This window comes from Streptomyces sp. HUAS 15-9 (assembly GCF_025642155.1).
GTDB lineage: Bacteria > Actinomycetota > Actinomycetes > Streptomycetales > Streptomycetaceae > Streptomyces.
The window spans coordinates 5,772,189-5,784,379 of record NZ_CP106798.1; the positions used below are offsets into that span (position 1 = coordinate 5,772,189).

The 12,191-nt window shown below is 72.4% G+C and carries 11 protein-coding genes; all 11 read left to right on the forward strand.

Going from position 1 to position 12,191, the window contains the following annotated elements; translation table 11 throughout:
• Positions 1–23: 23 nt before the first annotated feature.
• The 11 genes from N8I87_RS26755 (at position 24) to def (ending at position 12,122) form a co-directional block, all read left to right on the forward strand.
• Positions 24–764, forward strand: coding sequence for a helix-turn-helix transcriptional regulator (locus N8I87_RS26755; RefSeq protein WP_263212373.1), 741 nt, complete (start codon positions 24–26; stop codon positions 762–764).
• On the forward strand, positions 761–1,939 hold the full coding sequence (locus N8I87_RS26760) for a DUF8744 domain-containing protein (RefSeq protein WP_263212375.1): 1,179 nt from the start codon (positions 761–763) through the stop codon (positions 1,937–1,939). Before N8I87_RS26755 ends, N8I87_RS26760 begins: the two co-directional genes overlap by 4 nt.
• Positions 1,936–4,641, forward strand: coding sequence for a multicopper oxidase domain-containing protein (locus N8I87_RS26765; protein ID WP_263212377.1), 2,706 nt, complete (start codon positions 1,936–1,938; stop codon positions 4,639–4,641). The genes N8I87_RS26760 and N8I87_RS26765 overlap by 4 nt, the downstream gene beginning before the upstream one ends.
• A gap of 68 nt (positions 4,642–4,709) precedes the next feature.
• Complete coding sequence (locus tag N8I87_RS26770; protein WP_263212379.1) at positions 4,710–5,525, forward strand: SOS response-associated peptidase; 816 nt, start codon at positions 4,710–4,712, stop codon at positions 5,523–5,525.
• Position 5,526: 1 nt separating this feature from the next.
• On the forward strand, positions 5,527–6,153 hold the full coding sequence (locus N8I87_RS26775) for an alpha/beta hydrolase family protein (RefSeq protein WP_263212380.1): 627 nt from the start codon (positions 5,527–5,529) through the stop codon (positions 6,151–6,153).
• 314 nt (positions 6,154–6,467) lie between these two features.
• Positions 6,468–7,151 (forward strand): RNA polymerase sigma factor SigR, encoded by a 684-nt coding sequence (sigR, locus tag N8I87_RS26780; RefSeq protein WP_263212382.1) that lies wholly within the window; start codon positions 6,468–6,470, stop codon positions 7,149–7,151.
• On the forward strand, positions 7,148–7,459 hold the full coding sequence (rsrA, locus tag N8I87_RS26785; protein WP_263212384.1) for a mycothiol system anti-sigma-R factor: 312 nt from the start codon (positions 7,148–7,150) through the stop codon (positions 7,457–7,459). The genes sigR and rsrA overlap by 4 nt, the downstream gene beginning before the upstream one ends.
• Before the next feature lie 138 nt (positions 7,460–7,597).
• Entirely contained in the window at positions 7,598–8,905 is a 1,308-nt protein-coding gene (locus N8I87_RS26790; RefSeq protein WP_263212386.1) for an HD-GYP domain-containing protein, read from the forward strand.
• A complete protein-coding gene (locus N8I87_RS26795; RefSeq protein WP_263212388.1) occupies positions 8,902–10,215 on the forward strand; it encodes an HD-GYP domain-containing protein in 1,314 nt (437 codons plus the stop codon). The genes N8I87_RS26790 and N8I87_RS26795 overlap by 4 nt, the downstream gene beginning before the upstream one ends.
• A gap of 148 nt (positions 10,216–10,363) precedes the next feature.
• Positions 10,364–11,344: a hypothetical protein gene (locus N8I87_RS26800; protein WP_263216682.1), complete on the forward strand. Its 981-nt coding sequence runs from the start codon at positions 10,364–10,366 to the stop codon at positions 11,342–11,344.
• A gap of 127 nt (positions 11,345–11,471) precedes the next feature.
• Positions 11,472–12,122, forward strand: a complete 651-nt coding sequence (gene def / locus N8I87_RS26805) for a peptide deformylase (RefSeq protein ID WP_263212390.1) — start codon at positions 11,472–11,474, stop codon at positions 12,120–12,122.
• Positions 12,123–12,191: the final 69 nt, after the last annotated feature.

The window sequence follows — 12,191 nt, forward strand, 5'->3', positions numbered from 1 at the left end:
CCATACTGCAATATAGTACGGACATGACCGTGGAAAATAACGGACCGCTTCCCGGCAGCGGAACGAACCGCGTACCGCTGTCCCGGCAGCGCCGCGGTGTTCTGCAGTACCTGCGCGGCCAGGCCGCTCCCGTCACCGCGAGCGCGCTCGCCAAGGTGTGCGCGCTGCACGTCAACACCGTCCGCGAGCACCTGGACGCCCTGGTGGACGCCGGCCTCGCCACCCGTGAGTCGTCCAGCCCCTCCGGACGCGGCCGCCCCGCCTTCCGCTACCGGGCCCGCCCGCCGCAGGAGTCGCCCGCACGCGAATACGCCGGGCTCGCCGCCGTCCTCGCCGCGCAGATCGCCCGCTCCAGCGCCGACCCGCACCAGGAGGCCGTCACGGCAGGCGAGCAGTGGGGGCTCCTCCTCACCGCCAGGCAGACGCCGACGGCGGATCCCGAGGAGGCGCGGACCCGGGTGCTGGACCTCCTGGAGGAGATCGGCTTCGCCCCGGAGGCGGACGCGGACTCACGCCGAGTACGGCTGCGGCGCTGTCCGTTCGTGGAGACGGCGCGTGAACACCCCGGTGTCATCTGCGGTGTTCACGAGGGACTGGTCCGGTCCGCGCTCGCCGCGCTGGGCGTGGCGCCGCAGGACGTCGAGCTGCTGCCGTTCGCCGAACCGGACGCGTGCCGACTGCACTTGGGCCTGACCGAGCAGGCCGACGGTGAGGACGGTGCCGGGCACCCGGCCTCGGCCCGCACACCCGGGGCCGAGCGGTGACCCCGGGGCCCGGCTCCGCCACCGGCAGCAGCGCCGCCCGGCGTACGGGCGCCCGCCGCGCACCCCTGCTGCTCGCCGCCGGTCTCTGCCTCCTCGCCGGTCTCGACGCCGCCCTCGGCCTGCTCGGCCTCCCGGCCCCGGTCACCGCCGACCGACTCCCGCAGGTGCACGGCGTGCTGATGGTGCTCGGCTTCGCCGGCACGCTGGTCTCGCTGGAACGCGCCGTCGCCCTGGGCCGTCCATGGGCCTATCTGGCCCCCGGCGGGCTCGGTGCCGGGGGCCTGTTGCTGCTCACTCCGGTCGACCTGGTCGTACCCCGGCTGCTGCTCGTCGTCGGATGCGCGACCCTGGTCGCCCTTTACGTGCGCTTCTGGCGCAGGCAGCCGAGCGCCGCCCTGCTCGCCCAGGCCGCGGGCGCCGTGCCGGCACTGGGCGCGGCGCTGCTGTGGCTGGGCGGGATCGACGTACCGGGCATGCTGCCCTGGCTGGTGGCCTTCCTCGTGCTGACCATCGCGGGGGAGCGGCTGGAACTCGCCCGGGTGGCCGTGCTGGCGCCCTCGGCGGAACAGACGTTCCTGGGCAGCGTCGGCGCGGTCGTCGCGGGCGTGGTCGCCACCCTGCTGTGGCCCGCGATCGGCACCGTACTGCTCGGCGCCGCACTGCTCTCCCTGGTCGCCTGGCTCTTCGTGCACGACGTCGCCCGCCGGCTGCTGCGCTCCACCGGCCTGCCCCGCTTCACCGCGGCGTGCCTGCTCGCCGGGTACGCCTGGCTGGGCCTGGCCGGCGCCCTGTGGCTGTTCACCGGGCCGGTCACCGAGGGCACGCGGTACGACGCGGTGGTGCACTGCGTGTTCCTGGGCTTCGTGATGTCGATGATCATGGCGCACGCCCCGGTGATCCTGCCCGCCGTCCTGCGCCGTCCCCTGCCCTACCACCCGGCACTCGCGGTGGCGGCCTGGCTGCTGCATCTGTCGCTGGCGCTGCGCGTGCTGATCGGTGACCTGCGGGACGTGCGGGGCGCCTGGCAGCTCGGCGGGGTGCTCAACATCGTCGCCGTGCTGCTGTTCGTCGTATCGGCGGCCACCGCCTCCGTCATCGCCACGCGGCGCGCGTCGGCGACGGCCTCCGCGTCCGCCTCCGCGCCCACGCCCTCCGATCCGAGGACCCCCCGGTGACCACGAACCTGTCTCCCTCCACGGCGAGCGGATCCGCCCCCAAACCCCCGGGCCGCTCCCCGCGCACCCGCTGGCACCTCGGCGTGAACGCGGTCGTGGTCGTCTGGCTCGCCCTCTTCGCCGCGGTCGGGTCCGCCCACCACTTCCTGCCGCACGCCTTCTGGCTGCTCGTCCATGTGCTGCTGCTCGGGGCGGTCACCAACGCGATCGTCATCTGGTCGGGCCACTTCGCCGCCTCCGTCCTGCGGCTGCCCGAGGCGAACCGGGGCGTCCCCGCCGCACTGCGCCTGGTCTGCCTGAACGCCGGTGCGGCCGGCGTGATCGGCGGCATGCTCTTCGACCGGTGGTACGTCGTCCTGGCCGGTGCGTGCCTGGTCGCGACGGCGGTCACGGCGCACGCCGTATGGCTGGTACGACTGATGCGGCGGGCGCTGCCCGGCCGGTTCTCCATGACCGTGCGCTACTACGTGGCCGCCTCCGCCCTGCTGCCCGTGGGTGCCACGCTCGGCGTCATCATGGCCCGCGGCGATCTCGCCGGTGATCTGCCTGAACGGCTGCGCATCGCCCACGAGACGATCAACCTGCTCGGCTGGGTCGGCCTCACCGTCGCCGGAACGCTCATCACCCTGTGGCCGACGATGCTGCGCACGCGGGTGGCGGACGGCGCGGAACGAGCGGGCCGCGCCGCCCTTCCCGTCCTGCTCGCCGGACTCGGTGCCACCGTCGCCGGTGCCCTGCTCGGCCCGCCGCCGCTGGCCGCCCCTGGCGTGCTCGTCTACGCCGCCGGGCTGGTCGTCGCGGGCCGGCCCTGGCTGCGTGAGGCGCGGGCGAAGGCACCGGTCTCCTTCGCCGCGTGGTCGGTGGCCGCGGGATGCGGATGGCTGGCCGGCTCGCTGACCGTCCTGTTCGGCATCCTCGTCTCCACGACCTCCTGGATCACGGTGGGGGAGCGCACCTCGCTGCTGACCGCGCCGCTCGCCGCCGGCTGGATCGCCCAGGTCCTGCTCGGCGCCCTGAGCTTCCTCGTCCCCGTGGTCCTGGGCGGCGGCCCCGCCGCCGTGCGCGCCGCCACCACGAGCCTCGAACGGGCGTGGCCGGCCCGGCTGGCCGTCACCAACGCCGCGCTGCTGCTGTGCGTGCTGCCGGTGCCGTCGATGGTGCGGGTGGCGGGCTCGGTGCTGCTGCTGGTGATGCTGCTGTTCTTCCTGGCGCTGCTCGTGCTGACGGTCGTACAGGGGATGCGCAACCGCCGCAGGGCGGCGCAGGGAGATCCTGTTCCGGCTCCGGCCGAGGTCCCGGCGCGACCGCACCGGGTGCTCGGTGGCGTCGCCCTCGGGCTCGCGGTCGTGATGCTGGCCGTCGCGGGCGGCGGGGCGGCGGACGTGCGGTCGCTGCCGATCCCGGAGCGGTCCGCCGCCAAGAGCGCCGACGGGGGCGCGGTGACGCCGACCGGCCGTACCACCACGGTCGCGGTGACGATCCACAACATGCGCTTCTCGCCCTCCTCCGTCGACGTGCCCGCCGGAAACCGCCTGGTCATCAACCTGAACAACACCGGTACCGACACCCACGACCTGGTGCTGGAGACCGGCGCCCGCACCGACCGGCTCAGCCCGGGACAGAAGGGCACGCTGGACGCGGGAGTCGTCGGCCGCGACCTTCAGGGCTGGTGCTCCATGGTCGGCCACCGGCAGATGGGGATGGTCTTCGCCGTGAACGTCACCGGGGCCGGTGCGGACTCCGCCGCGGACAGCGGCGCCACCACCCACGACCACAGCGGCCACGACACGTCCGCGACCACGAACGACACCGCCGCGGACGCGTTCGACCCGATGGCCGAACCGGCCGCCGGCTTCACCGCCCGCGACGCCCAGCTGCCGCCCGCCACCGGCGGAGCCGGCCACCAGGTGCACAAGAAGACGTTCACCGTGAAGGAGGTGACGAGAGAAGTCGCCCCCGGCGTACGGCAGAAGCTGTGGACCTTCGACGGAACGGCCCCCGGGCCCGTGCTGCGCGGACGCGTCGGCGACACCTTCGAGATCACCCTCGTCAACGACGGATCGATCGGCCACTCGGTCGACTTCCACGCCGGAGCGCTCGCGCCGAACCGGCCGATGCGCACCATCAAGCCCGGCGAGTCCCTGACGTACCGGTTCACGGCCACCCGCAGCGGCATCTGGATGTACCACTGCTCGACCATGCCGATGTCCCTGCACATCGCCAACGGAATGTTCGGCGCGGTGATCATCGACCCGCCCGGCCTGCCCACGGTGGACCGGGAATACGTGCTGGTCCAGTCGGAGTTCTACCTCGGCAAGCAGGGCGGCACGGCCGACGCCGCCAAGGTGAACACCAAGGACTACGACATGGTCGCCTTCAACGGCTATGCCAACCAGTACGATCACGACCCACTGACCGCCGAGCCCGGCGAGCGCGTCCGGATCTGGGTGCTGGCGGCCGGGCCGAACGAGTCCAGCGCGTTCCATGTCGTGGGCGGCCAGTTCGACACGGTGTTCCGTGAGGGTGCGTACGACTTGAGACGGGGAGGGTCGCAGACCGGGGGCTCGCAGGTCCTCGATCTTGCCCCCGCCTCGGGTGGATTCGTCGAGCTGTCCTTCCCGGAGGCCGGTGACTATCCGTTCGTCACGCACGTCATGAGCGACGCGGAACGGGGTGCGCACGGCGTCTTCCGGGTGCGGTGAGCGGTGACAACGGCACCGAGGCGAGCGGCGACAATGGCACCGAACGGTCTGTCGGAGGGGTGTGTGACATGTGCGGACGGTATGCGTCCAGTCGTCGGCCCGAGGATCTCGCGGGAATCTTCGAGGTCGAGAAGTGGGAGCCCGAGGAGACCCTGGAGCCGGACTACAACGTGGCTCCGACCAAGGAGGTCTACGCCGTCCTCGACCGCCCCGTGAAGGACGCCGAAGAGCCACGGCCGGTGCGCCAGCTGCGCAGGCTGAAGTGGGGACTGGTGCCGTCCTGGGCCAAGACCCCCGAGGGCGGCGCCCGGATGATCAACGCGCGTGCGGAGACCGTGCACGAGAAGCCCGCGTACCGCCGCGCCTTCACGGCCCGGCGCTGCATCATCCCCGCCGACGGCTACTACGAGTGGGTCACCGGCAAGCAGGAGCGGGACCTGGAGGTCGAGGGCAAGAAGAAGCGCCCGCGCAAGCAGCCGTACTTCGTGCTGCCCGCCGACGGCTCGGTCTTCGCGATGGCCGGGCTGTACGAGTTCTGGCGCGACCGGACCCTGCCCGACGACCACCCGCAGGCCTGGTGGGTCACCTGTTCCGTGATCACCACGGAGGCGGAGACGACCCCCCTGGCCGTCGCCCCGGCCGAGGGACCGTTCTCGCTCGCCGAGATCCACCCCCGGATGCCGCTGATGCTCACGGCGGACCGCTGGGACGCCTGGCTGGACCCCTCCCGCACGGACCCGGAGGACCTGCGCTCCCTGCTGGAGCCGCCCCCGGCCGGCCTGATGCGCGCGTACCCGGTCTCCACCGCCGTGAGCAACGTCCGCAACAACGGCCCGGAGCTGCTGAAGGAGCTGGAGGGGCCGGAAGCGGGCACACTCTTCTAGCGTGATCGAGATTGTCGAGACCGACGCCGGGACCGCCCGCATCACCTGGCACCGGGCGAAGAAGGCGCGGCTGGTGCTGGCCGCGAGTCATGGGGCGGGCGGCGGCATCGAGGCGCGTGACCTGCAGGCCCTCGCCCGGGTGCTGCCGCAGCACGGCGTGACCGTGGCCCTCGTCGAGCAGCCCTGGCGGGTCGCGGGCAAGAAGCTCGCCCCCGCGCCGAAGACCCTGGACACCGGCTGGCGCGGCATCTGGCCCGCGCTGGCCGGGATGGAGCTGCCGGTGGTCTCCGGCGGCCGCAGCGCGGGCGCCCGGGTCGCCTGCCGCACCGCCGCGGAGCTGGGCGCGCACGCCGTGCTCGCGCTGAGCTTCCCGCTGCACCCGCCGGGCAAGCCCGAGAAGTCCCGCGCCGACGAGCTGCTCGGCGCCGGGGTGCCCACGCTCGTCGTACAGGGCGGAAACGATCCCTTCGGCAAGCCGGACGAGTTCCCCGAGGGGGCGTACGAGCTGGTAGAGGTGCCGTACGGCGATCACGGCTTCGCGGTCCCCAGGCGCGCGGAGATCACTCAGGAGCGGGCCCTGGAGATCATCACCGACGGTGTCGTCCGGTGGGTCGCCTCACTTGGGTGACGCACGGGTGGGAATGCCGGGGCCGGGACAACTGTTGTGGCGGACAGAAGTGCTGGACCGCCGGCACCGACGCCGTAGGAGAGGAAGTCCGCCGCATGGGTTCGCCCATATGCCCTCCCGTCGCCCACCACCACCCCGTGGACGGGCTTCGCCCGGCAGAGTTTGATCCGAGCCGTCGCAGCAGCACTGACCTGGACTGGACGGTGCTGCACGCGGCCAAGGCCGCTCCTATTCGAGCGGCGGCAGGCACGGGTGGTGTTCTATCCTCCGAAACGAGTGGGACCGGTTTCGGTCCCGCCCGGGATCTTGAGGAGGTGGGTCCGGTCACTGGGACCGACGCAGGGACCGACAACGGCCAGGCGGAGCCGCCCGAGGGCCAGGGCATGGGCGCGGAGTCGTCCGCGGAGCGCAGCGCGCGCTTCGAACGGGACGCGCTCGAATTCCTCGACCAGATGTATTCGGCCGCGCTGCGCATGACGCGCAATCCCGCCGACGCCGAGGACCTGGTGCAGGAGACGTACGCCAAGGCGTACGCGTCCTTCCACCAGTTCCGCGAGGGCACCAACCTCAAGGCGTGGCTGTACCGGATCCTCACCAACACCTTCATCAACTCGTACCGCAAGAAGCAGCGCGAGCCCCAGCGCAGCGCGGCCGAGGAGATCGAGGACTGGCAGCTCGCCCGTGCCGAGTCGCACATGTCGACCGGTCTGCGCTCCGCGGAGTCGCAGGCGCTCGACCACCTGCCCGACTCGGACGTCAAGGAAGCACTGCAGGCGATCCCCGAGGAATTCCGTATCGCCGTCTATCTCGCGGACGTAGAGGGCTTTGCGTACAAGGAGATCGCGGACATCATGGGGACACCCATCGGTACGGTGATGTCCCGGCTGCACCGGGGCCGCCGTCAACTGCGCGGCATGCTGGAGGACTACGCACGCGAGCGCGGACTGGTCCCGGCGGGCGCCGGAGAGTCGAACGAAGCGAAAGGTTCGGGCTCATGAGCTGCGGAGATCCGCACGAGACGGACTGCAGTGAGGTACTCGATCACCTCTACGAGTTCCTCGACAGCGAGATGCCGGACATCGATCGCGACAAGTTCCAGCAGCACATCAAGGAATGCTCCCCGTGCCTGGAGAAGTACGGCCTCGAGCAGGCCGTGAAGAAGCTGGTCAAGCGGTGCTGCGGGCATGACGACGTGCCCAGCGACCTGCGCGCCAAGGTCATGGGGCGGATCGACCTGATCCGTTCCGGCCAGGCCGTGCCGGAGCACGACGTGACCGCCTCACCGGCCACGCCCCAGGAGTCCTGAGCACCGCGCCCGCACACCGTGTCCTGATCTTGGGGACATCACCCGAATGTGCTAATCCGCGGGTCATCGGCCCGCGGACCCCCTGGCCCCCGCCCTAGGCTCCGAAGCCTGGGCACGCACGGTCGGGGGAGGGGTGTCATGGAGCTGGTTCCGGCACGGGCACGCGTGTACGTGACCTGTGTCGCCCTTCTCGCTCTGTTCTGTCTGCTGTCGCTGCCCGGAACCCGCTCACCCTGGTGGGCGATCGCGCTGCTAGCCGCGCTGTACGCGGCCTGCGAGCACGTGGCGCGGCGCCGGTTCGCGGGCACCTTCTACCCCGTCCTGCTCGCCGGGGCCTTTCTGCTGCCCCCGCCCGCCGCCGCGCTCGTACCGCTGCCGGCCGCCCTGCTCTCCCACGGCGGACAGCCGTCCACACCGCTGAGGCGGGTCTGGCGGGGCGCCCAGCCGGCGCTGGCGGTGTGGGGCGCGTCCAGGGTGCACTGGGCGCTGGGCGGGCGGGACGCGGTGGTGGCATCCCACTTCCCCTATGTGCTCGTGCCCGCCGGGGCGGCCGTGCTGGTCTTCTGCCTGGTGCTGGCCGCGCTCGACGGCGGGATCCTCGCCCTCGTCGAGCGGGTGCCGGCCCGGCGGGCCTGGCGGGGGCTGCTGTCGCGCTCGCTCGCGCCGATCGCGGCGCACGGGCTGGCCGGACTGATGATGGCCGTGCTGTGGCGCAGCCCGTACGGCCCCGTCGCCGCGCTGCTCGTGCTGCTGCCGATGTGCGTGTCCTGGTGGGTCTTCGCGCAGTACCACCGGGAGCGGGCCGCCCACCAGGCCACCATCCGCGCGCTGGTGCAGGCCGTCGACATCAAGGACGGGTACACCCGCGGCCACAGCGAGCGGGTCGGACATGCCTCCGTGCTGATCGCCCGTGAACTGGGCATGGACGACGAGCGCGTCGAGGTGCTGCGCTTCGCCGGGATTTTGCACGACGTGGGGAAGCTGGGCGTCCCGACCCGGCTGCTCCGCAAGGACGGGCCGCTCACCCCCGAGGAGCGCCGGGTCATCGAACTGCATCCCGAGTACGGGCACGAGGTGGTGCGGGGCATCTCCTTCCTCGGCGAGGCACGCGCGGCGATCCTGCACCACCACGAGCGGCTGGACGGGAGCGGCTATCCGTACGGGCTGGCCGGCGGGCAGATCCCGGAGTGCGCGCGGGTGGTCGCCGTCGCCGACGCCTTCGACGCCATGACGTCCACGCGGTCCTACAGCAGAGCCCGGCCGGTCGCCACGGCACTGGAGGAGCTGGAGCGGTGCGCGGGGGCCCAGTTCGACCCCAGGATGGTCGCCGCGCTGGCGCGGGCGCTGGCCCGGCACGGCTGGCATCCCGCCGTCACCGCCGACGAGACGCGGCACGCGGCGCCCCCGCCCGAACCCGTCCCGAGCCGGCCCGGGGCCGGGCGATGACGCCGCTCCGCCTGATATCCGGCGCCGCCGTCGTCCTCGCCCTCGGCTCCCTGGCCGTCACCCTGTGGACCGGCATCGGCGACCGGACGGTCGCCCTCTCCTTCTGTCTTCTCATAGCCGTCGGCGAGCTCTCCCTCCCCCAGGCTCTCGGCTCCGGCCGGGCGGAGGGGACCGCGGTGACCGGTGCGCGCGTGCGGGAGGCCGCGCCCGTCGGTGCCGCCGGAGCGCTGTCCTACGCCCTGCTCGGCGAGGTCGCCGGTCGTCCCGCCCAGCACGGTGCCGCGCAGGTCGTCACCGTCGTCCTGGCAGCCTCCCTGCTCGGCAGCGTGCCGCACATCTGGCAAGGTCGCAGTCCCACCCCCGACCATCTGGCCCGCCGCGTCCTGACCGTTGGCTTCGCCGCCGTCTGCTTCCAACCCCTTTACAACCAGGGCGTGTTCGGCTCCTGGGGCGGACCGGCCTACGCCCTGCTGGTGCTCGCCCTCCTTGTGCTCACCGCCCTGTGCGACGCGGTCCTGGCGGCCGCGCAGGCGCACGCCCGCACCCGGTGGCCGTTCGGCCCGCTGCTGAGGGACGAGCTGCGGGGGCTGCTCGGGATCGGGTCCGCCGTGTGCGCCACGGGCGCGGTGATGGCGCTGGGGGTCGCCGTCGCGGGACTGTGGGCGCTGCCGGTGTTCTGTCTGCCGCTGCTGCTCACCCAGCTCTCCCTGCGCAGGTACGCGGCCGTTCGGGCCACCTACCGGCAGACCATCGCCTCACTCGCGCGGGCCACCGAGGTCGCCGGGTACACCCCGGCCGGGCACGCCCGTCGGGTTGCCGCGCTGAGCGGGGCCGTGGGCCGGGACCTGGGGCTGTCCGGGACCGAACTGACCGTGCTGGAGTACGCGGCCCTGATGCATGACATCGGTCAGCTCAGCCTGGTCGACCCGGTGCCGGCCGGTGCCACCGCCGGGCTGCCCCAGGAGGAGCAGCGGCGCATAGCGCTCCTCGGCGGGGCCGTCGTACGGCAGACCGGGGTGGACGCGGCGGTCGCCGTGGTCGTGGAGCGGCAGGCCGACCCGTACTGGGAGCAGCCGGTGGCCGCGCGGATCGTACGGGCCGTGAACGCATACGAGGAGATGGCCAGGGAAGCAGGACCCGGTGGGCCGCTCAAGGCACTGGAGGAGCTGCGGCTGGGCACCGCCGGGGACTACGCGCCCGAGGTCGTGGAGTCGCTCGCCCGGGTGCTCTGGAATCAAGGGTGTGGCGCGACGGGGGTTCCCCCGGGCGTTGAGCTCCGGGGGAGCCTCGGGCAGGGTGGTGGCGGGTGACGGGCGCAACTGTCTGACCCTGCCTCTTGCTGGGTAACCCATGGGTAATGAGCGCCCTTCCTGCCGTACGTGGTTGGATGCGAGGGAGAGGGTGTCCGGGGGCACAAGCCAGCCCACTGTGCGGAACTGGAACTGGCAGGCGGGAATCGTGAGGATCTTCGGCAAGGGACGGCACCGGCCCTCCGCCTCCTGGCGGCAGGCCACAGATCGCGCGTTCACGCTGATCGGCGACGGCCGGTACGAGGACGCGGGCGAGCTGCTGACGCGCGCCGCCGACCTGGAGCCCTGGCTGTCGGAGTCCTGGTTCAACCTCGCCCTGCTGCACAAGTTCCGGCACGACTGGGAGCAGGCGCGGGCTGCCGGGCTCAGGGCCGTGGCGCTGCTCGACCGGGAGACCGGGGCACCTGACTGGTGGAACGTCGGTATCGCCGCGACCGCCCTGCAGGACTGGCCGCTGGCCCGGCGGGCCTGGCAGGCCTACGGGCTGCGGGTGCCGGGCGGAGCCGCCGTCTCCGGGGAGCCGCTCGGCATGGAGCTGGGCAGCGCGGCCGTACGGCTGTCGCCCGAGGGCGAGGCCGAGGTCGTGTGGGGACGCAGGCTCGATCCGGCGCGGGTCGAGGTGCTGTCCATTCCGCTTCCCTCGTCCGGGCGACGCTGGGGCGAGGTCGTACTGCACGACGGGGTGCCCCACGGGGAGCGGACCACGGCCACCGGGCATGCGTTCCCGGTCTTCGACGAGATCGAGCTGTGGGCCCCGTCACCCGTCCCCACCTGGGTGGTCCTGCTGGAGGCCGCGACCGAGGCCGACCGGGACGCGCTGGAGCAGCTGGCCGCCGACGCGGGCTTCGCCGCGGAGGACTGGTCGTCGTCCGTGCGGCTGCTGTGCCGGATGTGCTCGGAGTCGCGCATGCCGTCCGACGAGGGCGACGGCACCCATCTCGACCCGCACGACCACAGCGAACCCGGCCACCCGGGGCCGCTCGGCCATCGCACCGACGGGCAGCTGTGGGTGCCCGAGCGCGAGTGCGGGGTGGCTGCGCCGGCTTCGCTGGTGAGGGGGTTGCTGGACGGGTGGGTCGCGGACAGTCCGGACTCCAGGGATTGGCGGGATCTGGAAGAGGTCTGCTAGGGGGCGTTGCCGGCCGCGGGTTCGTCGTGGCTGGTCGCGCAGTTCCCCGCGCCCCTTCGGGGGGCGCGTGGCCCGTACCCTGTATCAGCAAGTTCACCCCCTGTTTTTGAGGAAGGCATCGTCGGTCATGGCGCAGCAGGACACCGATCAGCAGCACGCGGGCGTGCTCCCCGTGGACGACGAGGGCTTCGTCATCGACACCGAGGACGCGGAGGAGCGCGAGAACGCCTGGCGTGAGCGTGGCACCTCGCGGCCGATCACGGTCGTCGGGAACCCGGTGCTGCACAAGGAGTGCAAGGACGTCACCGAGTTCGGCGAGGAGCTCGAGCAGCTGGTCGCGGACATGTTCACCAGCCAGCGCACCGCCGAGGGCGTGGGCCTGGCCGCCAACCAGATCGGCGTCGATCTGAAGGTCTTCGTCTACGACTGCCAGGACGACGAGGGTGTCCGGCACGTCGGTGTGGTGTGCAACCCGAAGCTGGTCGACCTGCCCGCCGACAAGCGCCGCCTGGACGACAGCAACGAGGGCTGCCTGTCCGTGCCGACCGCCTACGCGCCGCTCGCCCGCCCGGACTACGCCGAGGTGACCGGGCAGGACGAGAAGGGCAACCCGGTCAAGGTCCGTGGCACCGGCTACTTCGCACGGTGTTTGCAGCACGAGACCGACCACCTGTACGGCTACCTGTACATCGACCGCCTGTCGAAGCGCGAGCGCAAGGACGCGCTGCGGCAGATGGCCGAGAACGAGCCGCGCTACCCCGTGGTCACCAACGACTGAGGCCCGCGCACACCTCTGTGACGCCTGATCAGGAACGTCCTGATCAGGCGTCGTTCGTTTGTGCCAGGC

Excerpts from the sequence above, each read along its gene's own strand:
- N8I87_RS26755 (WP_263212373.1), top strand. The coding sequence starts at position 24 with ATGACCGTGGAAAATAACGGACCGCTTCCCGGCAGCGGAACGAACCGC.
- N8I87_RS26770 (WP_263212379.1), top strand. The coding sequence starts at position 4,710 with ATGTGCGGACGGTATGCGTCCAGTCGTCGGCCCGAGGATCTCGCGGGA.
- rsrA (WP_263212384.1), top strand. The coding sequence starts at position 7,148 with ATGAGCTGCGGAGATCCGCACGAGACGGACTGCAGTGAGGTACTCGAT.
- N8I87_RS26790 (WP_263212386.1), top strand. The coding sequence starts at position 7,598 with ATGGAGCTGGTTCCGGCACGGGCACGCGTGTACGTGACCTGTGTCGCC.
- N8I87_RS26795 (WP_263212388.1), top strand. The coding sequence starts at position 8,902 with ATGACGCCGCTCCGCCTGATATCCGGCGCCGCCGTCGTCCTCGCCCTC.
- def (WP_263212390.1), top strand. The coding sequence starts at position 11,472 with ATGGCGCAGCAGGACACCGATCAGCAGCACGCGGGCGTGCTCCCCGTG.